This window comes from Polaromonas sp. P1_E11 (assembly GCF_056405995.1).
The window spans coordinates 96,753-116,102 of sequence record NZ_JBFUBA010000002.1; the positions used below are offsets into that span (position 1 = coordinate 96,753).

The window sequence follows — 19,350 nt, forward strand, 5'->3', positions numbered from 1 at the left end:
CATTCAGCCGCAAGCGCGGCAAGCCATTGGGCCGCGTTTGATGTGCGTCAAGTCCGCGCCCGGTTCAGGCGTTGCCGGCGCTGATGCCACATTTCGCCAGGGCGGCGTCGTCACTGACACGGGCGTCCACCCAGCGGGCACCTTCCGGTGCTTCTTCTTTCTTCCAGAAAGGCGTCTGGGTTTGCCCCGCCGCCTGCCGCTTTCCCTGATGCCAGCACTGAATTCAGGCCCCGCGGACACGCATGCGCTTATCAGCGCCGTTGACCGATCATCTCCTGGATCGAAGGCCGGTGATTGGAAAACAGGTTGAGCTTGTCGGCCTTGTCGTCGTGCAGGAAGGCGTAGTCCAGGGCGACGAATTCCTTGTACAGGCTGTCCTGGTTGTCCAGCAGATAGGTGGACGCGGGGTCCAGATTCTGGATCACGGCCAGCCCCGTGGGCGCGCTGGCAATCGTGTGAATTCGCAGATCGGGCCTGTACTTTTTCAACAACACGATTAGACGCCAAACATCTCCGCTCCAGCGGCTGGAGCGGGGTTCCCGCCCTGCCGATTCGGCATCCACCGGGTAACAGTCATGGACCAGAATGACAGAGTCCGGCCGGCAAAACCGTTCAAGGTGGGCGAAGTCCCGCATGGCGAATTCAAACTGGTGCATTCCATCGATAAACGCCAAGTCCACAGGCCGTCGGCCCAGCTCAACTCCCAGATCATGGCTGGCAAAAAAGTCATCGCTGGTCATCTTGAACACTTTCATGTTGGGCTCAAGCGGCCATGTGATCTTGGGGTCCGGGTCTACGCCAACCACGGCCTCTGCCGACTGGGCCAGTTTCAGCGAAGCCCCCTCGAATACACCAATCTCCACATAGGTGCGGGGCTTCACATGTTCAACAATGCGGGTCAACACGTCGAAATAGTAGTCACCCGGCAAGCGCAGCTGGCTCAGCAGGAAAAAGATCGGTACTGAAGCGGGATCCAGCTCGCGCGCTTTCTCACAATGCGTTAATGCCTTCGAACCGTCCCCCATCGCGTGCCAGCACTGCGCGAGTTCGAAGTGGCAGGTTGCCCGTTCAGCCCCGGCCGCCCGAGGCAACGATTGTTCGAGATCGGCAATCGCCCCCTCCGGATCATTGGACAGGCGCTTCACAACGCCCCTGAGCAACAGGGCATCCGCGTGAGCCGGAGCCCTCTGGATCAGCGCGTCCAGTACTTCGCGGGCGATATCAAGCTCTGAGCGCTGAAACAGCGCCTGGGCTAACTGCAAGTCTTCCTGGTCCCTGCGTGCCCTGGTCTTGAACAGGCTTTTGAATAGATTGAATATGAGCATGGTGCTTTCCAAAATCAGGCATTGGGGGAGTCTATCCCCCAACGTGCCAGGGCCTCATCGTCGCGAATCCGGGCATCCACCCAGCGGGCGCCTTCCGGCGTTTCTTCCTTCTTCCAGAACGGCGCCTGGGTTTTCAGGTAGTCCATCAGGAATTCGCAGGCCTTGAAGCTTTCGCCGCGATGGGCTGACACTATGGCCACCATCACCACCTGGTCCAGCGGCTGCAGCAGCCCGACACGGTGGATGACGCGGGCGCCAAAAATATCAAAACGCGACATCGCCTCATCGATCATGGCCTCGATGGCTTTTTCGGTCATGCCGGGGTAATGCTCGAGTTCCATGGAAAGTACTTCTCCCGCGTCGGCCGACGAACGCAGCGAAGGGCCGCCCCGAGCAAGTTCAGCCCCCTCGGGGGGCAGCGAGGACACGCCAGTGCCGAGCGTGGGGGCCATATTGCGGTCCCGCACGGTGCCGGTGAACGTGCAGACGGCGCCGACGCGCTTGTCGTTTGCGCGCAGCGCGGCAACTTCATCGGCGAGGTTGAAGTCGTCGGTGGTGATCAGGACGCGGGGGGAAGACTGGGCCATAGTGGCAATTTTGCCACTCGGCCAAACCGGCCGGCGCCTATTCGACGTCGAAACCGGGCCAGAACCCGCCTCGTCAAGTAATATTGGGCGCATGACTGGCCACATTCACTTCCTTGCCACCCGGACGCCCGACAGCGCCCGTGGTTTTGAAGCGTGCGCCAGCAAATCGAAAAAACCGTTGCTCATTTGACCGGGGCTGCGGTTCCGTCGTCGAATGAGCGATGGAACCGCCGGTTACTTTTCCAGAGTCTTTTGCGGACACCTTCTCTTGTTCTGATGACGGCCTTTTTAGCCGGTCAGTTTTTTGGGATGTGTATTCATGCAAACAGTGCTCAGTGCCGATCAGGCCAATCTGCCAATTCAGGATTTTTCGGGACTCTGGATCCCGCTCGTTACCCCGTTTGACCAGGACAAGGTCGACTACGGGGCCTTGAAGCGCCTGGTAGCGCACTACCAGGCCTGCGGCATCGCCGGGCTGGTGGTTTGCGGCTCTACCGGTGAAGCTGCTGCGCTGAGCGATGAAGAACAACTCGAGGTGCTGCAAAGCGTGATGGCCGAAGCCCCTGACCTGCCGGTGATCATGGGCTTGTCGGGCTATCACCTGGGCAAAACAGTGGCGCGCGTTCGTGCTTTGAGCCAACTGAACCTCGCGGGCATCTTGCTGCCGGCGCCCAGCTATATCCGGCCGTCACAAGACGGACTGATCGAATGGTTTACCACCCTGGCCGATGCCAGCGCGGTGCCGGTGGTTCTTTACGACATCCCCTACCGCACAGGCAGCCAGATGGCGCTTGAGACCATCCGGGCGCTGGCGGCGCACCCGCGCATACAGGCCGTCAAGGATTGTGGGGGTGACACTGCAAAAACGCGGGCACTGATCGCCGATAGGCAGTTGCAGGTGCTGGCCGGTGAGGATGCGAACATCTTCACGACTGTGTCAGCAGGCGGCCGGGGCGCTATCGCGGCAGCGGCGCATTTGCATACGTCGCGATTTGCGGAAATTGTTCAGCGCCTTCGAGCGGGTGACGTGGCCGGGGCCGAGGCTTTGTGGAAACCGCTGCCGCCGCTGATTGAAGCCCTGTTTGCAGAACCCAATCCGGGACCGCTCAAGGCATTGCTGGCGCGGCAGAGTTTGCTGCGTGACGAGTTGCGCAGCCCGATGACGCGCGCGTCTGCGGCGCTGGTAGAGCGGCTTGTGAAGCTGGATGCGCTGGTGGTTTGAGCCGCCGAGTTTGAGCCGCCGCGAGTGAGTGGATCAACCGCCGGTGACGGGGGGAAAGAAGGCGACTTCGCAGCCCTCGCTGAGTACAGCCGACTCATCGCTCATGACCTGGTTGAGCGCCATACGCACCGATTTTCCGCGCGCAAGCGCTGCAGCGTGCGCGGGCGTGGCCGCCAGCAATTCATCGCGCAGGGCGGCCAGCGTGGTGGCGGAGGTGTCGCGCGCCTCGCTGCCCTGCCCTATGGCTTCGCGGATCGAGGCAAAGTATTTGACGGTGATTTTCATGTGGAGCCTTGCCGAAGAGCCTCTACGACATCAGCGCTGAAAACGGGATGAACTGCACCACATCCCCGTGCGCGATGGTCTGGCCTGCCGGGTTGTCGATCACGCCGTCGCCCCAGACCGCCGAGGTCAGCACACCCGAACTCTGGTTGTTGAACAGTTCCAGCCCGCCGGACGCGTTGCGCCTGACGCGCAGGAATTCGCGGCGCTTGTCGGCTTTGGGCCAGTCAAAATGCGCCGTCGCAGCCATGGGACGAACGGCAGGTTCGACAGCGCCCTGCAACTTGAGCAGGAAAGGCCGCACCAGCACCAGGAAGGTCACAAAACTGGACACCGGGTTGCCAGGCAGGCCGATGAAGTGAGAGCCTGCGATCTTGCCGTAGGCGAAGGGCTTGCCCGGTTTCATGGCGATCTGCCAGAGCGCCAGTTCGCCCAGCGCCTGCACGGCGGGCTTGATGTGGTCTTCTTCGCCCACCGACACGCCACCGCTGGTGAGGATCAGGTCGTGCTGCTCGCTGGCGCCCTTGAGCGCGGCGATGGTGGCGTCCAGGCGGTCGGGCACGATGCCCAGGTCGGTGACCGTACAGCCCAGGCGCAGCAGCAGCGCACGCAAAAAGAAACGGTTGGAGTTGTAGATAGCACCGGGCTTCATGTCTGCGGGTGCAACCTCGCCGGGCATGACAAGTTCGTCGCCCGTGGAAAACAGGGCGACGCGTACGCGGGGCGCCACCTGCAATTTGTCGAAACCGATGCTGGCGGCCAGACCAAGCGCGGCCGGCGTCAGGCGCTCGCCACGGCGCAATACCACCGCGCCGGCAGCCACGTCTTCGCCCCGGCGGCGAATCCACTGGCCGGGCTGGGGCTGGATCTTGATGCGCACGCTCGAGTCCCCCGCCTCGCAATCTTCCTGCATCACCACGGCGTCGGCGCCAGGGGGTATGGGCGCGCCGGTGAAAATGCGCGCCGCGGAATTCGCCGCCAGCGCATGCCCGCTGCTGCCGGCCGGAATGCGCTGGTTGACCTGCAGTACGGCGCCCTCGGACCAGTCGGCAACACGCACCGCGTAGCCGTCCATGGAACTGTTGTCGTGTGCCGGCACGTCGAGGCTGGACACCAGGTCCTGGGCCAGCACCCGGCCGTCGGCATCGAAGGTGGAAACCGTCTCGGCGCCGGGCAGCAATGCCGCGCGGTCCAGTAACTCGGCCAGCGCCTGGTCCAGCGGCTTCAAGGGGGCCCGACCGGGCTGCGGTGCAGGCGCCGGGCCGGCGGGCATGGGGGAAACAGAACTCATGGTCAGGGTGTCCGGAACAAAAAACATGAACGGAACGAAAAATCCTGCTTTGGCGGATGTTTAACCGAAACGGTCTTCAAACGAATAGGCGAAGCGTTCCTGATTGTTGACCAGGTACTCTGCCACGGCGTCGGCATCGTCCAAATCCAGCAACGGGCGCAAGGTTGCTTGGGGCAGCTCGCCGGGGGCATCCGTGGCGACGGCGACGATAAAGTCGTCGTCCGGGTAGAGCGGAGGTTTGCCGGCATAGTCAGCCGAGGGGGCACGCCAGACTTCGATCTTGAGGAGGTCGCTGCTCTTGAAGCCCTCCACCAGCACCCAGTCCACGCCGCCGTACAGCTCGGCGATCAGCTGGTGAACGGTGAGCTCGGACGGCTTTTCAAATTCACGCATGAGCGCAAGCCGGTTTGGCGAGGCCACGACCACTTCAAAGGCACCGGCCTGGCGATGCCGGAAAGTGTCTTTGCCGGGATGGTCTATGTCGAACTTGTGGTGCGCATGCTTGACCACCGACACGCGCAGGCCTCTGGCCTTCAGTGCCGGGATCAGCTTTTCGACCAGTGTCGTCTTGCCCGAACCGGAATACCCGGCAAATCCGACCACGTTCATGATGTCGCTCTCACAGAAAGAAAGACCGGAAGACGCCCAGGTTGCTATTAAAAATATAGCTGCTTGCGCCCGTCAGATAAGGACTACAGCCCGATTTAATGCACATGGTCGGCAATGTAGCGTTTGATCGCGGCCGCGTCAGCTGGCAGCACCTTGACGCGTTTGGGCAAGGCCTCAATGCCTTCGAACTTTGCCGGCCGCGTGGGCGACTGGCCCAGTGCTTCTTCAATGGTGGCCGCAAACTTGATCGGCAAGGCGGTTTCCAGCACGATCATGGGTATGCCAGCTTGAAGTTGCTCGCGTGCCACCTTCACGCCGTCGGCAGTGTGGGTGTCGATCATGGTGCCGAAGCGCTTGTAGGTATCGCGAATGGTGGCCAGCCGGTCGGCATGGGTGCTCTTGCCGCTCACAAAACCGTAGCGCTGCGCGGCCGACTTGAACGTCGCCTCAGCGCTCAGGTCAAAGTAGCCCTGGCTGCCGATCTGGTCATGGAACAGCGCCTTCGTCTTGTCGCCGTCACGGCCCAGCAGGTCAAACACAAAGCGCTCGAAGTTCGAGGCCTTGGAAATGTCCATGGAAGGACTGGAGGTTTCGTGCGTGTCGGCGCTGCTGCGCACGCGGTACACGCCGGTGCGGAAGAACTCGTCGAGCACGTCGTTTTCGTTGGTGGCGACCACCAGCTTGCCGATGGGCAGGCCCATCATGCGGGCGACGTGGCCTGCGCAGACATTGCCGAAATTGCCTGAGGGGACGGTGAAGTTAACTTTTTCAGTGTTGTTGCTCGTGGCCTGGAAATAGCCTGCGAAGTAATACACGACCTGTGCCATCAGCCGCGCCCAGTTAATCGAGTTGACGGTACCGATCTTGTACTGGCGCTTGAAGGCCAGGTCGTTGGAGACTGCCTTGACGATGTCCTGGCAGTCGTCGAACACGCCGTCAACGGCGATGTTGTGAATGTTCTCATCCTGCAGGCTGAACATTTGCGCTTGCTGGAACGGGCTCATGCGGCCGTTCGGCGAGGTCATGAAGACGCGCACGCCCTTTTTGCCGCGCATGGCGTATTCGGCTGCGCTGCCGGTGTCGCCGCTGGTGGCGCCCAGGATGTTGAGCTCTTCGCCGCGGCGTGCCAGTTCGTATTCGAACAGGTTGCCCAGCAGCTGCATGGCCATGTCCTTGAAGGCCAGCGTGGGGCCGTTGGACAGGGCCTCGAGGTAAACGCCGTCTTCAAGCTTTTTCAGCGGGACGATGGCTTGGGTGCCGAACACTTCTTCGGTGTAGGTCTTGTTGCAGATGGCTTTGAGGTCGACGGCTGGAATGTCGTCGACGTAGAGCGAGAGGACTTCGAACGCGAGTTCAGCGTAAGACAGGCCGCGCCACTTCTGCAGCGTGGCAGCAGCCACCTGCGGATATTGCTCGGGCAAATAGAGGCCGCCATCAGGCGCGAGGCCTTCGAGCAGGATTTCGCAAAAGCGCTTGCGGTCGGTGTGGCCGCGCGTGGAGATGTACAACATCAGGCCAGCTCCTCCTTGCGGATGCGGGTGATGGGCGCGAGCACCGTGGGCAACGCCTGCATTTGGGCCAGGGCTTCGTTCATCTTCGCTTCCACGCACTCGTGCGTGAGGATGATGAGGTCGGTGTGCGTGGAACCCACGCCGCCCACTTCATCGGCTTCGCGCTGCAGCACGGCATCGATGCTGATGCCCGTGCCAGCCAGGATGCCGGTGACCTTGGCCAGTACGCCGGCCTGGTCTGCGACTTTGAGGCGCAGGTAGTAGCTGGTGACGACTTCGGACATGGGCACCACAGGCAGGTCGCTCATCGCGTCGGGCTGGAAAGCCAGGTGGGGCACGCGGTGTTCTGGGTCTGCGGTGTGCAGGCGGGCGATGTCGACCAGGTCGGCGATCACGGCGCTGGCGGTGGGCTCGCTGCCCGCGCCCTTGCCGTAGTACAGCGTGGTGCCGACGGCGTCGCCCTGCACCACCACCGCGTTCATCGCGCCTTCGACATTGGCAATCAGGCGTTTGGCCGGCACCAGGCTGGGGTGCACGCGCAGCTCGATGCCGTTGGCGGCGCGCTTGGTGATGCCCAGCAGCTTGATGCGGTAGCCGAGTTGCTCGGCATAGCGGATGTCTTGTGCGGCCAGACCAGTGATGCCCTCAACGTAGGCCTTGTCGAACTGCACCGGGATGCCGAAGGCGATGGCCGACATCAGCGTGACCTTGTGGCCGGCGTCCACACCTTCGATGTCGAAGGTGGGGTCGGCTTCGGCATAGCCCAGGCGCTGCGCTTCTTTGAGCACGACGTCGAAGTCCAGGCCTTTGTCGCGCATTTCGGACAGGATGAAGTTGGTGGTGCCGTTGATGATGCCGGCGATCCACTGGATGCTGTTGGCTGTGAGTCCTTCGCGCAGGGCCTTGATGATGGGGATGCCGCCGGCCACCGCCGCTTCAAACGCGACCATCACGCCCTTGCGGTGGGCCGCTGCAAAAATCTCGGTGCCGTGCACGGCCAGCAGCGCCTTGTTGGCGGTGACTACGTGTTTGCCGGCTTCGATGGCTTCAAGCACCAGCTGTTTGGCGATGCCATAGCCGCCTATGAGTTCGATCACGATGTCGACGTCGGGGCTGGCCACGACCTTGCGGGCATCGTCAACCACCTGCACACCGGGGCCGACTGCGGCCTTCGCGCGCGCCACGTCGAGGTCGGCCACCATGGTGATCTCAATACCGCGGCCTGCACGGCGGCGGATTTCCTCCTGGTTGCGCTGCAGTACGTTATAGGTGCCGCTGCCCACGGTGCCAATGCCCAGAAGGCCTACGCGGATGGGGCTCAAATTCGTCGGTTTCATAGTCGCTGAGGTCTTGCTTTACGTTGATCTTGGAGTCCTGCCCTCAAAAGAGCGAGGAAGAGGAATGGTGCCGAATGCAGGGTCAAATCCGGTTGTTGCGGTAGTTCTCGAGGAACTTCGCAATGCGGCCAATGGCTTCGCGCAGGTCTTCCTCATGCGGCAGGAAAACGATGCGGAAGTGGTCCGGCTCGGGCCAGTTAAAGCCCGTGCCCTGCACCAGCATGACCTTGGTCTCTTTGAGGAGCTCCAGGAAAAACTGGCGATCGTCCTTGATCGGGTAGACCTTGGGATCGAGGCGCGGAAACATGTAGAGCGCAGCGCTGGGCTTGACGCAGCTCACGCCCGGAATGGCGGTGATCAGCTCATAGGCCAGGTCGCGCTGGCGGCGCAGGCGCCCGCCTTCGCAGGTCAGGTCGTTGATGCTCTGGTAGCCGCCCAGCGCAGTCTGGATGGCCCACTGGCCGGGCACGTTGGAGCACAGCTTCATGTTGGCCAGCATGTTCAGGCCTTCGATGTAGTCCTGCGCCTGCTTCTTGGGGCCGGACACCACCAGCCAGCCGGCGCGGTAACCGCAGGAACGGTAACTCTTGGACAGCGAATTGAAAGTCAGCGTGAGCACGTCGGTCGACAGGCTGGCGATGGCCGTGTGCTTCACGTCGTCGTACAGCACTTTGTCGTAAACCTCGTCAGCGAGGATGACCAGGCCGTGCTCGCGCGCGATGGCGACGATGCCCTTGAGCAATTCATCGGAGTACAGCGCCCCCGTCGGATTATTGGGGTTGATGACCGCAATGGCCTTGGTCTTTGGCGTGATCCTGGCGCGGATATCGTCCAGATTGGGCATCCAGCCGTTGCTCTCGTCGCACAGGTAATGCACCGGCGTGCCGCCCGAGAGGCTGGTGGAAGCCGTCCACAGCGGGTAGTCGGGCGCCGGCAACAGCAGTTCGTCGCCGTCATCGAGCAAGGCGTTGGTGGCCATCGAGATCAGTTCGCTCGCACCGTTACCGAGGTAAATGTCGTCCAGCGTGACGCCCTTGATGCCCTGCTTCTGTGTCTCGTGCATCACGGCCTTGCGCGCCGCAAAAATACCCTTGCTGTCCGAATAGCCGGCCGAAGCCGGCAGGTTGCGGATCATGTCCTGCTGGACTTCCTCTGGCGCATCAAAACCAAACACTGCCAGATTGCCGATATTGAGCTTGATGAGCTTTTGGCCTTCTTCTTCCATCTGCTTGGCGGCATCCATGATCGGGCCGCGGATGTCATAAAGGACGTTGGCCAGCTTGGCAGATTTGGTGATCGGTTTCATGCAGTTTTATCGGTATGTGGGCAGGGCCTCGGGCCCCACCATGCTGGCAACGGGGAAGAAGCGTCAGCACTGCGGCGGGAAATTCGGGCGGAATCTATAATTTGACCACATAAAAGGGGGTTTTCGCCTCTAAAACCCGTCAAACCACCCCGTGCATCGGCGTCCTCCGCGCCATCGAAACGCCCAAATAATCCCGTATGAAACTTCAGCCAGACCGTCTCGATGTCCAGTCCATCCTTGGCTACGGTCCAGGCTGGGTCGGCCTGGGAAGCAACGGTATCGCGGAGAAAATCGAACACAGCATCGTGATTGGCTCAAGGGGCGAAAAATTTGAATGGAACTGCACGCGTTTTGAGCAACTCACGGCAGAGCATTTCGCCCTGCTTGCCGCGACGCAGCCTGAACTCGTGATTTTTGGCAGCGGCTCCCGGCTGCGCTTTCCGCCTCCGGCCTTCCTGCGCACGCTGATGGAGCGCCGCATCGGCATTGAGACCATGGACACCTTGGCGGCATGCCGCACCTACAACATCCTCGCGGGAGAAGGCCGGCAGGTGATTGCAGCCCTGCTGATTGAAACAGAAGGAACAGAAGGCTGAAATGCCCTCTCTTTCAGGGTAAAATCTAGGGTTGCACTTGGCACCACATCCCAGGACTCGCGTCCGGGCCGGTTGCCAAAAGGCGCGGCTAATTACAACTACTTTCGTCAGGGTCTACTCAGTATGGCAGTCGTCGTCAATAAACCACTCCCCGAATTTGAAGCGATCGCCACGAGCGGCATCAAGGTTTCCAACACATCCCACCTCGGCAAAGTCGTTGTGCTGTATTTCTATCCCAAGGACAACACACCGGGCTGCACCACGGAAGCCATGCAGTTCCGTGACCGCTACAAGGACTTCGTCAAGGCCGGCGCAACCGTGTTCGGCGTGTCCCGCGACAACATGAAATCCCACGACGAGTTCAAGTCCAAGCTTGAACTCCCGTTCGAGCTCATCGCGGACACCGAAGAAAAAATGTGCCACATGTTCGGCGTGGTCAAAAACAAGATCATGTACGGCAAGAAGGTCAAGGGCATCGAACGCAGCACCTTCCTGGTGGGCGCCGATGGCCAGCTGAAAGAAGAGTGGCGCGGCCTGAAAGTGCCCGGCCACGTGGACGACGTGCTCAAGGCCGTCAAGGCACTCAAAAAGGCTGCCTGAAACAGCCCTGACGCCAGTTAGCAACAAAGAATCGCAAAGGATTGCCCTGTCACGCGAGTTGTGCATAATGAACTCATGCTGTTGACCTTCGCAACTGCGCCAAAAGAACAAGCCGCCCTGGTTTCAAGGCGGCTTTTTCGCTTCTGGAACCCTTCTTTTTTAGAGAGTTTTAAGCACTATGCCCCTGCCCCCCGCCCCGACCAAACGTGCCGCCCTGCTCTCCCCCGACGCGCTTGACGCGCCCGCCCGCTCGCCTTCCAAAGCACGCAAGACGGAAAGTGCCGAATCCGCCCAGAAACCCCCGGTGATGGACCTGTTTGACAGCCGCGCTGCAGGGGATGGCAGCCAGCATCCGTCAGCGTTTCAAGGAAAAGAGCCCGCCAACCCTTCAAGGACGAGCGCAAGCAGCTATAAAAAAGAGAGCATTCCACTGCCGCAGCCGGCTGCCAGGCCCAAAAAGGCCAAGCGCACCGGCCCTACCAAGCTGTTCGTGCTCGACACCAATGTGCTGATGCACGACCCCATGTGCCTGTTCCGGTTTGAGGAGCACGACATCTTCCTGCCCATGATCGTGCTTGAAGAGCTCGACGGCCACAAAAAGGGCATGACCGAGGTGGCGCGCAACGCCCGCCAGACCAGCCGGACGCTGGACGCGCTGGCAGGCACCCAGGGCGCCGACATTGCCAAAGGCCTGAAACTCGACACCACCGGCCACCCGGAAGCCGGCGGCTGCCTGTTCTTCCAGACCAAACCGCTGGATTACACGCTGCCCATGAGCCTGCCACAGGGCAAGGCCGACAACCAGATCCTGGGTGTGGTCGAGGCCCTGCGCAAGGAGTACGCGCCACGCGAGGTGGTCCTGGTGTCCAAGGACATCAACATGCGCGTCAAAGCGCGTGCCCTGGGCCTGGCCACTGACGACTACCAGAACGACAAAACCCTGGAAGACGGCGACCTGTTGTATTCGGGCTCGCTGGCCCTGCCGGCGGACTTCTGGACGCGCCAGAGCAAAACCATTGAAAGCTGGCAGCAGGGCAGCCACACCTTCTACCGGATCACAGGCCCCATCGTGGGCAGCCTGCTGATCAATCAGTTTGTGTTTTTCGAGGCTCCCGGCGAGCCGCCGCTGTATGCCCGTGTGACGGAAATCCGGGCGAAAACCGCCGTCCTGAAAACCCTGAAGGACTACAACCACCTCAAAAATGCGGTCTGGGGCGTTACCACGCGAAACCGCGAGCAGAACTTTGCCATGAACCTGCTGATGGACCCGGAGGTGGACTTCGTCACCCTGGCCGGCACGGCGGGCACGGGCAAGACGCTGATGGCGCTGGCTTCGGGCCTGACTCAAGTGCTGGACGACCGCCGCTACACCGAAATCATCATGACGCGCGCCACAGTCTCGGTCGGCGAAGACATCGGCTTCCTGCCGGGCACTGAAGAGGAAAAAATGGGCCCCTGGATGGGCGCACTGGACGACAACCTGGAGGTGCTGGGCAAAACCGACAGCGGCTCGGGCGAATGGGGCCGCGCCGCCACCAACGAGTTGATCCGCTCGCGCATCAAGGTCAAAAGCATGAACTTCATGCGCGGCCGCACCTTCCTGAACAAGTACGTCATCATCGACGAAGCGCAAAACCTGACGCCCAAGCAGATGAAAACGCTGATCACGCGGGCCGGCCCCGGCACGAAGATCATCTGCATGGGCAACCTGGCGCAGATTGACACGCCCTACCTTACCGAAGGCTCATCGGGTATGACCTTTGCCGTCGACCGCTTTAAAGGCTGGCCGCACGGTGGGCACATCACGCTGGCCCGGGGTGAGCGCTCGCGGCTTGCTGATTTCGCGAGCGAAGTGCTTTAAGACTGGAAACTGCGCTGTCGGCGCAGAAAATGAAAAAAGGCCAGGTCGCAAGACTTGGCCTTTTTTGTTCTTCAAATTCTGGTGGGCGGTGCAAGTTTCGAACTTGCGACCCCTGCAGTGTGAATGCAGTGCTCTACCCCTGAGCTAACCGCCCTATTGGTCAGCCTAAGATTATATGCTGTTTCGAACAGCTTTATTGTTTAGGCCGCCAAAACACGCCAAACCGTTTTACCCTTGCTGGCCTTGTCAATATCCGCCAGCAGCTTTTCATGATCGGCGATCTCCTGGTCGTTGGCAGCGAGCAACGGCAGGTCAAAGGTGCTGAGATCAATCTGGGGCACGTCACTATCACCTTCCCGGGCGCTGTCCCCCACATCCATCACGAGCGCATTCTGGCCACGGGTGAGATTGATGTAGACATCGGCCAGAAGTTCGGCGTCCAGCAAGGCGCCGTGCAAGGTCCGGCCCGAATTGTCGACTTCCAGCCGGTCGCACAAGGCGTCCAGCGAGTTGCGTTTGCCCGGGAACAGCTCCTTGGCCATCATCAGGCTGTCGGTGACCTTGGCCACGCAATGCTTGATGGGCGGCTTGCCGATGAGTTCGAGTTCCTTGTTGAGGAAGCTCACATCGAAAGGCGCGTTGTGAATGATGATCTCGGCGTCCTGCAGATACTCCAGCAGTTCATCGGCCACGGCCACGAACTTGGGCTTGTCCTTCAGGAACTCGTTGCTGATACCGTGAACCTTGAGCGCGTCTTCGTGACTGTCGCGCTCGGGGTTCAGGTAGAAGTGCCGGTTGTTGCCGGTGAGCTTGCGGGCCACCAGTTCGACGCAACCGATTTCGATGATGCGGTCGCCGTTTTCAGCGGAAAGACCGGTGGTTTCGGTATCAAGGACGATTTGGCGCATGGCTGGATTATCGCCTCCGCACAGGGGGAAATCCGTCCTGAACTACCCCAAAATTCAGTGATTCTCTTTTGCATGATTGATGGAGTATTTGGGTATCTCCACCGTCACATCAGCCTGGGCCAGAAACGCCTGGCAGCTCAGCCGCGAATTGGGCTCCAGGCCCCAGGCGCGGTCCAGCAGATCTTCTTCGCTCTCGTCGAGCTCGTTCAGTGATTTAAAGCCTTCACGGACGATGACATGGCAGGTCGTGCAGGCGCAGCTGAGGTCGCAGGCGTGTTCGATGTTGATCTTGTTGTCGAGCAGGGCTTCGCAGATCGAGGTGCCGGCTGGGGCTGTGATTTCAGCGCCCTGTGGGCAATATTCGGGATGAGGCAGTATTTTGATGATGGGCATGGTTGTCGGCCTGTTCAGACCGCCTCGATGTTTTTACCGGCGAGGGCTTGCTTGATGCCCCGGTTCATGCGCTGGGCGGCAAAGCCTTCGGTTCCTTTGGCCAGCGCCTGGGTGGCCGCCTCTATCGCGGCCACATCACCGTGGGCGCGTGTGTCGGCAAGACCGACGATCAGGCTGTCGACCTGCGCCCGCTCATTGGGGCTCAGCAAGTCGGCATCCACCGCCAGCGCGCTTTGCGTAGCCAGAATCATGCGGTCGGCATCGACCTGGGCTTCTGCCAGGGCGCGCGCCTGCATATCTTGCTGCGCGGTTGAAAAGCTGTCTTGCAGCATGCGCGCAATGTCGTCGTCCGACAGGCCGTAGGAAGGCTTCACGTCGATGCGTGCCTCAACGCCGCTGACCTGTTCTTTCGCGTTCACGCTGAGCAGCCCGTCGGCGTCGACGGTAAACGTCACACGGATACGCGCGGCGCCGGCCACCATGGGAGGAATGCCGCGCAGCTCAAAACGGGCAAGGCTGCGGCAATCGGCCACCAGGTCGCGTTCGCCCTGCACCACGTGCAGCGCCAGCGCGGTCTGGCCGTCCTGGTAGGTGGTGAAGTCCTGTGCCATGGCTGTGGGGATGGTCTGGTTGCGCGGCACGATGCGCTCGACCAGCCCTCCCATGGTCTCGATGCCCAGCGACAGCGGGATCACGTCGAGCAGCAAAAGGTCCGTACCCGTGTTGTTGCCGGCGAGCTGGTTGGCGGAAATGGCCGCACCCAGCGCCACCACTTCATCGGGGTTGAGATTAACCAGCGGTTCGCGCCCGAAGAAACTGGCAACCGCCTTGCGCACTTGCGGCATGCGTGTGGAGCCACCTACCAGCACTGCGCCCTGAATATCTTCTTTCGCCAGCTTGGCATCGCGCAACGCCTTGCGAACGGCAGCCAGGGTACGCTGGGTCAGGTGGGCGGTGGCGGTTTCAAAATCCTCCGCCTTCATTTCGAAATTGACGAGGGCCTTGGCCAACTGCACCGAAAAAGGCACGGGGTTCGCAGACGACAACGCCTCCTTGCAGTTCCGGGCGGTACGCTGCAAGGCCGCCTTATCGGACGGCGTGAGCGTGTCCGCCGCAAGCCCGGCCTTGGCCAGCACCCAGTCGACCAGCGCACGGTCGTAGTCATCACCGCCCAATGCGGAATCGCCACCGGTAGCCACAACCTCGAAGACGCCTTGCGTGAGGCGCAGGATGGAAATGTCAAAGGTGCCGCCACCCAGGTCATAGACGGCATAGACGCCCTCGCTACCGTTATCCAGCCCGTAGGCAATGGCAGCCGCTGTGGGTTCATTGAGCAGGCGTAATACATTGAGGCCAGCCAGCTGCGCGGCGTCTTTGGTGGCCTGGCGCTGGGCTTCGTCAAAGTAAGCCGGTACGGTGATCACGGCGCCATAGACATCATCGTTAAAGGTGTCTTCGGCGCGGTAGCGCAGCGTGGCCAGGATCTCGGCACTGATCTCGACCGGACTTTTCTCACCGGCTATGGTCTGCAGCGTGACCATGCCCGGCTTGTCATTCAGCTCGTACGGCAACTGGGCGCGGCTGCCGATGTCGGCGATGCCGCGACCCATGAGGCGCTTGACGGAAGAGATGGTGTTGCGCGGGTCTTCCACCTGCGCCGCCAAAGCTTCGTAGCCGATCTGGCGCTTGTCGCCTTCAAGGTAACGGACCACGCTGGGCAACAGCACCCGTCCCTGCTCATCTGGCAGGCATTCGGACACGCCGCTGCGCACACTGGCGACCAATGAGTGTGTGGTGCCCAGGTCTATGCCCACCGCGACGCGTCGCTGGTGCGGGTCGGGCGCCTGTCCGGGTTCGGAAATTTGCAGAAGTGCCATGCGCGGTTGTCGTACTTTTTCTTTAATGCCTTGGAACCTGTTCAATGTCTTTTTGGAGATCCCATTGGAGTGCAATCGGGATGAGTGGATACTTCGGATGCGCCGCATGGGCTGATGCCCATGCAAGCGGCCGGGGTGTCCAATCGCCCGATTTCACTCCAACCCTTCGGGCAAGTGCCTTTTCGGGCGGTCTGCGGCGTTGCGGCGCTTGCCAATAGCCCAGCTATTGGCGGTGCACCGCGCCTTGCGTCCCATCCCGAAAAGGTACTTGTGCGACTCCAAAAAGACATTGAACAGGTTCCTATTGTCCCAGCTGGTCGATACGGGCATCAACCTCACTGGCAAAGCGCTCAATAAACATAAGGCTTCTGACCTGTTGGGCGGCGGCGGGGAAATCCTTGTCCGCGTCCAGCAGTTGCTCTATTTTTGATAGCTGCTTGCGCCCGTCAGCCGTGGCTTGTGAGGCTATTTCTTCATAATCTTCGCTTGTTTCGGCATCATCGAGCGCTTCACGCCACTGCATCTGCTGCATCAGGAAATCGTGCGGCATCGCGGTATTGTTCTCGGCATTGATGGGCGCACCATTGAGCTCGCACAAATAGCTCGCCCGCTTGAGAGGATCCTTCAGCCGTTGATAGGCTTCATTGATGCGCACCGACCACTGCATGGCCACGCGCTGGGCGGCCGCGCCTTGGGCCGCGAACTTGTCCGGGTGCGCCTCGCGCTGCAAATCCTTCCAACGGGCATCAAGCGCTGCGCGGTCTTGCGCGAAACGCTGGGGCACGCCGAAAAGTTCGAAGTCGTTGGATTGGAGATTCATGCCGAGAAAAAGCCGCCAGCACAATCAGTGGAGGCGGCTTGGGTAAGGGTGCAGCACAGGGTGAACCGCTCGCCCGTCAAACCCGGAAGCTTTCGCCGCAGCCGCAACGATCACGTTCGTTGGGGTTGATGAACTTGAAGCCTTCGTTCAGGCCTTCGCGTACAAAGTCGAGCTTGGTGCCATCGATGTAGGCCATGCTTTTAGGGTCGACCAGCACCTTGACACCGTTGTCTTCAAACACGACATCTTCCGGTGCGATCTCGTCGGCGTATTCCAGCTTGTAAGCCAGGCCGGAGCAACCAGTGGTCTTCACGCCAAGGCGAACGCCCACACCCTTGCCGCGCTTGGTCATGTAGCGGGTCACGTGTCGGGCAGCAGCATCAGTAAGGGTAACGGACATTTAAATCACTCGAAAATAAAACAGGTGCCGGGTGATGAGTAACGCAAGTGAATCAGTGCGAGTGCTTTTGCTTGTAGTCGTTCACGGCGGCCTTGATGGCGTCTTCCGCCAGGATGGAGCAGTGAATCTTTACGGGAGGCAGCGCCAGCTCTTCAGCGATCGCGCTGTTCTTGATGCTCGCTGCTTCGTCCAGCGTCTTGCCCTTGACCCACTCGGTCACGAGCGAGCTTGATGCAATCGCGGAACCACAACCGTAAGTCTTGAAGCGTGCATCTTCGATCACGCCGGTGACCGGGTTGACCTTGATCTGCAGCTTCATCACGTCGCCGCAAGCCGGCGCACCGACCATGCCGGTACCTACCGTTTCGTCGCCCTTTTCAAAGGAGCCGACATTGCGGGGGTTTTCATAGTGGTCTACCACTTTTTCGCTGTATGCCATTTTGTTTACCTCTTTAAGCTGTCGTGGGTTGCAGGCTGCCTTAATGGGCGGCCCACTGGATGGTGGACAGGTCCACGCCATCCTTGAACATCTCCCACAGGGGAGACAGTTCGCGCAGTTTGGCCACGTTTTCCTTGATGGTGGCGACCGCGTAGTCGATTTCTTCTTCAGTGCTCCAGCGGCCAATCGTCATGCGCAGGCTGCTGTGGGCCAACTCGTCGCTGCGGCCCAGGGCGCGCAGCACATAGCTGGGTTCCAGGCTGGCGGAGGTGCAGGCCGAACCGCTGGACACGGCCAGGCCCTTGATACCCATGATCAGCGACTCGCCTTCGACAAAGTTGAAGCTCATGTTCAGGTTGTGCGGCACACGCTTGTCGGCGTGGCCATTGAGGAACACCTCTTCCACATCCTTGAGCCCGTTGAGCATGCGTTCATGCAGGGCCAGGATGCGCTTGTTCTCTTCGTGCATCTCGGCCTTGGCGATGCGGTAAGCCTCGCCCATTCCGACGCACTGGTGCGTAGGCAAGGTGCCCGAACGCATGCCGCGCTCATGGCCGCCACCGTGCATCTGTGCTTCCAGACGTACGCGGGGCTTGCGGCGCACGTACAAGGCGCCAATGCCTTTGGGGCCATACGTCTTGTGCGAGGTCAGGCTCATCAAATCCACCGGCAAGGTAGACAGGTCGATATCAACGCGGCCGGTTGCCTGCGCAGCATCGACATGGAAGATGATGCCTTTTTCACGGCACAGCGCGCCAATGGCCGGGATGTCTTGAATTACGCCGATTTCGTTGTTGACGAACATGACGCTGACCAAAATGGTGTCGGGCCGGATGGCAGCCTTGAGCGCCTCCAGGTCGAGCAGGCCGTCGGCTTGCACGTCCATGTAGGTCACTTCAAAACCCTGGCGTTCCAGTTCGCGACAGGTGTCCAGCACAGCCTTGTGCTCGGTCTTGACCGTGATGATGTGCTTGCCCTTGGTCTTGTAAAAATGAGCCGCGCCCTTCAGGGCCAGATTGTTGGACTCGGTGGCTCCACTGGTCCAGACGATTTCACGCGGGTCGGCGCCAATCAGATCGGCGATCTGCTCGCGCGCTTTCTCGACGGCGGCTTCCGCTTCCCAGCCCCAGGCGTGGCTCCGCGAAGCGGGGTTGCCGAAGTGCTCGCGCAACCAGGGAATCATGGCGTCCACCACCCGCGGGTCGCAGGGATTCGTGGCGCTGTAATCCATGTAGATGGGAAAGTGAGGGGTATCCATGTTGCTAGCTCTTTAAATTCACAGGCTGGCTGGCAGCGCGATCAATGAAGTCAATGCAGTCGGGTCACAAAAGGGATGAAGCCGGGCGTAAGCCCGGCTTTGCTCCATCAGGACTTGGAAAATGCATTGCCCAGTGCGAAGACCGAGTTCGGCGCGTTCACACGAATCGGCTTGACAGCCGGCGCTGTGAAAATGGCTTTTTTCACCTGGGGGGTGTTCTCAATCACCACGCCCTTGGCCAGTTGGTCTTCCACCAGCTTTTGCAAGGTTACAGAGTCCAGAAACTCCACCATGCGGCTATTCAGCGAAGCCCACAGCTCGTGCGTCATGCAGCGGCCGCCCTCGCCCAGGCAGTTTTCCTTGCCGCCGCACTGGGTGGCGTCGATCGGCTCGTCCACCGACACGATGATGTCAGCCACTGTGATCTCGGAAGCCTTGCGGCCCAGCGTATAACCGCCGCCGGGGCCACGGGTGGATTCCACCAGTTCGTGACGGCGCAGTTTGCCGAACAGCTGTTCGAGGTAGGAAAGGGAAATCTGCTGGCGCTGGCTGATGGCGGCCAACGTGACCGGGCCGTTGTTCTGACGCAGTCCCAAATCAATCATCGCGGTGACCGCAAAGCGGCCTTTGGTCGTGAGGCGCATAACAAGCTCCTTTAAATGGCTTGACTGTCGTTTTCACCCTGTAAGCTTGTGGCCTGCAGGGAACTCTTCCTCCAGCCGCCCAGG

General features: G+C 60.7%; 20 protein-coding genes, 1 tRNA gene and 1 pseudogene. 4 read left to right on the plus strand and 18 right to left on the minus strand.

The window, feature by feature from the left end; translation table 11 throughout:
- Positions 1-64: 64 nt before the first annotated feature.
- The 3 genes and pseudogenes from AC1D11_RS07940 to AC1D11_RS07950 form a co-directional block, all read right to left on the minus strand.
- Positions 65-184: pseudogene (locus AC1D11_RS07940) on the minus strand (molybdenum cofactor biosynthesis protein MoaE); the annotation flags it as partial.
- A 67-nt stretch (positions 185-251) separates the two neighbouring features.
- Positions 252-1,325 (minus strand): class I SAM-dependent methyltransferase, encoded by a 1,074-nt coding sequence (locus AC1D11_RS07945; protein WP_477651083.1) that lies wholly within the window; start codon positions 1,323-1,325, stop codon positions 252-254.
- Positions 1,326-1,339: 14 nt separating this feature from the next.
- Positions 1,340-1,912, minus strand: a complete 573-nt coding sequence (locus AC1D11_RS07950) for a molybdenum cofactor biosynthesis protein MoaE (RefSeq protein ID WP_477646523.1) — start codon at positions 1,910-1,912, stop codon at positions 1,340-1,342.
- 319 nt (positions 1,913-2,231) lie between these two features.
- Here AC1D11_RS07950 and dapA point away from each other — a divergent pair, with 319 nt between their 5' ends.
- Complete coding sequence (gene dapA / locus AC1D11_RS07955) at positions 2,232-3,134, plus strand: 4-hydroxy-tetrahydrodipicolinate synthase (protein WP_477646521.1); 903 nt, start codon at positions 2,232-2,234, stop codon at positions 3,132-3,134.
- A 33-nt stretch (positions 3,135-3,167) separates the two neighbouring features.
- On the opposite strand, the gene moaD is transcribed toward dapA, so the two are convergent.
- The 6 genes from moaD to AC1D11_RS07985 form a co-directional block, all read right to left on the minus strand.
- On the minus strand, positions 3,168-3,419 hold the full coding sequence (gene moaD, locus AC1D11_RS07960; protein WP_477646520.1) for a molybdopterin converting factor subunit 1: 252 nt from the start codon (positions 3,417-3,419) through the stop codon (positions 3,168-3,170).
- Positions 3,420-3,441: 22 nt separating this feature from the next.
- Positions 3,442-4,707: a molybdopterin molybdotransferase MoeA gene (locus AC1D11_RS07965; protein ID WP_477646519.1), complete on the minus strand. Its 1,266-nt coding sequence runs from the start codon at positions 4,705-4,707 to the stop codon at positions 3,442-3,444.
- 60 nt (positions 4,708-4,767) lie between these two features.
- Complete coding sequence (gene mobB, locus AC1D11_RS07970) at positions 4,768-5,316, minus strand: molybdopterin-guanine dinucleotide biosynthesis protein B (protein WP_477646518.1); 549 nt, start codon at positions 5,314-5,316, stop codon at positions 4,768-4,770.
- A 95-nt stretch (positions 5,317-5,411) separates the two neighbouring features.
- The gene (gene thrC, locus AC1D11_RS07975; protein WP_477646517.1) at positions 5,412-6,827 is read right to left on the minus strand and encodes a threonine synthase; all 1,416 of its coding nucleotides are present in this window, start codon (positions 6,825-6,827) and stop codon (positions 5,412-5,414) included.
- Positions 6,827-8,149: a homoserine dehydrogenase gene (locus AC1D11_RS07980; RefSeq protein WP_477651096.1), complete on the minus strand. Its 1,323-nt coding sequence runs from the start codon at positions 8,147-8,149 to the stop codon at positions 6,827-6,829. The genes thrC and AC1D11_RS07980 overlap by 1 nt, the downstream gene beginning before the upstream one ends.
- A 97-nt stretch (positions 8,150-8,246) precedes the next feature.
- A complete protein-coding gene (locus AC1D11_RS07985) occupies positions 8,247-9,470 on the minus strand; it encodes a pyridoxal phosphate-dependent aminotransferase (protein WP_477646516.1) in 1,224 nt (407 codons plus the stop codon).
- 197 nt (positions 9,471-9,667) lie between these two features.
- Here AC1D11_RS07985 and AC1D11_RS07990 point away from each other — a divergent pair, with 197 nt between their 5' ends.
- The 3 genes from AC1D11_RS07990 (at position 9,668) to AC1D11_RS08000 (ending at position 12,527) form a co-directional block, all read left to right on the plus strand.
- The gene (locus AC1D11_RS07990; protein WP_477646515.1) at positions 9,668-10,066 is read left to right on the plus strand and encodes an Mth938-like domain-containing protein; all 399 of its coding nucleotides are present in this window, start codon (positions 9,668-9,670) and stop codon (positions 10,064-10,066) included.
- A 123-nt stretch (positions 10,067-10,189) separates the two neighbouring features.
- Positions 10,190-10,666, plus strand: coding sequence for a peroxiredoxin (locus AC1D11_RS07995; RefSeq protein ID WP_457280423.1), 477 nt, complete (start codon positions 10,190-10,192; stop codon positions 10,664-10,666).
- Positions 10,667-10,844: 178 nt separating this feature from the next.
- Complete coding sequence (locus AC1D11_RS08000; RefSeq protein WP_477651082.1) at positions 10,845-12,527, plus strand: PhoH family protein; 1,683 nt, start codon at positions 10,845-10,847, stop codon at positions 12,525-12,527.
- 79 nt (positions 12,528-12,606) lie between these two features.
- Here AC1D11_RS08000 and AC1D11_RS08005 read toward each other — a convergent pair.
- From AC1D11_RS08005 to iscR, 9 genes are all read right to left on the minus strand, one after another.
- Positions 12,607-12,681 (minus strand) — tRNA-Val (locus AC1D11_RS08005).
- Positions 12,682-12,727: 46 nt separating this feature from the next.
- Complete coding sequence (gene dnaQ / locus AC1D11_RS08010) at positions 12,728-13,435, minus strand: DNA polymerase III subunit epsilon (RefSeq protein ID WP_477646513.1); 708 nt, start codon at positions 13,433-13,435, stop codon at positions 12,728-12,730.
- Between the two features lie 54 nt (positions 13,436-13,489).
- Positions 13,490-13,828, minus strand: coding sequence for an ISC system 2Fe-2S type ferredoxin (gene fdx, locus AC1D11_RS08015; protein ID WP_477646512.1), 339 nt, complete (start codon positions 13,826-13,828; stop codon positions 13,490-13,492).
- A gap of 14 nt (positions 13,829-13,842) precedes the next feature.
- On the minus strand, positions 13,843-15,705 hold the full coding sequence (gene hscA, locus AC1D11_RS08020; RefSeq protein WP_477646511.1) for a Fe-S protein assembly chaperone HscA: 1,863 nt from the start codon (positions 15,703-15,705) through the stop codon (positions 13,843-13,845).
- A 301-nt stretch (positions 15,706-16,006) separates the two neighbouring features.
- Positions 16,007-16,525 carry a Fe-S protein assembly co-chaperone HscB gene (gene hscB / locus AC1D11_RS08025; RefSeq protein ID WP_477646510.1) on the minus strand — a complete coding sequence of 173 codons (519 nt, stop codon included), beginning with the start codon at positions 16,523-16,525 and terminating at the stop codon, positions 16,007-16,009.
- Positions 16,526-16,601: 76 nt separating this feature from the next.
- Positions 16,602-16,925, minus strand: a complete 324-nt coding sequence (iscA, locus tag AC1D11_RS08030) for an iron-sulfur cluster assembly protein IscA (protein ID WP_074575253.1) — start codon at positions 16,923-16,925, stop codon at positions 16,602-16,604.
- Between the two features lie 52 nt (positions 16,926-16,977).
- On the minus strand, positions 16,978-17,364 hold the full coding sequence (gene iscU / locus AC1D11_RS08035; RefSeq protein ID WP_477646509.1) for a Fe-S cluster assembly scaffold IscU: 387 nt from the start codon (positions 17,362-17,364) through the stop codon (positions 16,978-16,980).
- Positions 17,365-17,404: 40 nt separating this feature from the next.
- Positions 17,405-18,622 carry an IscS subfamily cysteine desulfurase gene (locus AC1D11_RS08040; protein ID WP_477651081.1) on the minus strand — a complete coding sequence of 406 codons (1,218 nt, stop codon included), beginning with the start codon at positions 18,620-18,622 and terminating at the stop codon, positions 17,405-17,407.
- 107 nt (positions 18,623-18,729) lie between these two features.
- Entirely contained in the window at positions 18,730-19,266 is a 537-nt protein-coding gene (iscR, locus tag AC1D11_RS08045) for a Fe-S cluster assembly transcriptional regulator IscR (protein WP_092128187.1), read from the minus strand.
- Between the last annotated feature and the right edge of the window lie 84 nt (positions 19,267-19,350).

Coding starts and splice junctions, on each gene's coding strand:
- AC1D11_RS07945 (WP_477651083.1), bottom strand. CDS start 1,325: ATGCTCATATTCAATCTATTCAAAAGCCTGTTCAAGACCAGGGCACGC.
- AC1D11_RS07950 (WP_477646523.1), bottom strand. CDS start 1,912: ATGGCCCAGTCTTCCCCCCGCGTCCTGATCACCACCGACGACTTCAAC.
- dapA (WP_477646521.1), top strand. CDS start 2,232: ATGCAAACAGTGCTCAGTGCCGATCAGGCCAATCTGCCAATTCAGGAT.
- moaD (WP_477646520.1), bottom strand. CDS start 3,419: ATGAAAATCACCGTCAAATACTTTGCCTCGATCCGCGAAGCCATAGGG.
- AC1D11_RS07965 (WP_477646519.1), bottom strand. CDS start 4,707: ATGAGTTCTGTTTCCCCCATGCCCGCCGGCCCGGCGCCTGCACCGCAG.
- mobB (WP_477646518.1), bottom strand. CDS start 5,316: ATGAACGTGGTCGGATTTGCCGGGTATTCCGGTTCGGGCAAGACGACA.
- thrC (WP_477646517.1), bottom strand. CDS start 6,827: ATGTTGTACATCTCCACGCGCGGCCACACCGACCGCAAGCGCTTTTGC.
- AC1D11_RS07985 (WP_477646516.1), bottom strand. CDS start 9,470: ATGAAACCGATCACCAAATCTGCCAAGCTGGCCAACGTCCTTTATGAC.
- AC1D11_RS07990 (WP_477646515.1), top strand. CDS start 9,668: ATGAAACTTCAGCCAGACCGTCTCGATGTCCAGTCCATCCTTGGCTAC.
- AC1D11_RS07995 (WP_457280423.1), top strand. CDS start 10,190: ATGGCAGTCGTCGTCAATAAACCACTCCCCGAATTTGAAGCGATCGCC.
- AC1D11_RS08000 (WP_477651082.1), top strand. CDS start 10,845: ATGCCCCTGCCCCCCGCCCCGACCAAACGTGCCGCCCTGCTCTCCCCC.
- dnaQ (WP_477646513.1), bottom strand. CDS start 13,435: ATGCGCCAAATCGTCCTTGATACCGAAACCACCGGTCTTTCCGCTGAA.
- fdx (WP_477646512.1), bottom strand. CDS start 13,828: ATGCCCATCATCAAAATACTGCCTCATCCCGAATATTGCCCACAGGGC.
- hscA (WP_477646511.1), bottom strand. CDS start 15,705: ATGGCACTTCTGCAAATTTCCGAACCCGGACAGGCGCCCGACCCGCAC.
- hscB (WP_477646510.1), bottom strand. CDS start 16,525: ATGAATCTCCAATCCAACGACTTCGAACTTTTCGGCGTGCCCCAGCGT.
- iscA (WP_074575253.1), bottom strand. CDS start 16,925: ATGTCCGTTACCCTTACTGATGCTGCTGCCCGACACGTGACCCGCTAC.
- iscU (WP_477646509.1), bottom strand. CDS start 17,364: ATGGCATACAGCGAAAAAGTGGTAGACCACTATGAAAACCCCCGCAAT.
- AC1D11_RS08040 (WP_477651081.1), bottom strand. CDS start 18,622: ATGGATACCCCTCACTTTCCCATCTACATGGATTACAGCGCCACGAAT.
- iscR (WP_092128187.1), bottom strand. CDS start 19,266: ATGCGCCTCACGACCAAAGGCCGCTTTGCGGTCACCGCGATGATTGAT.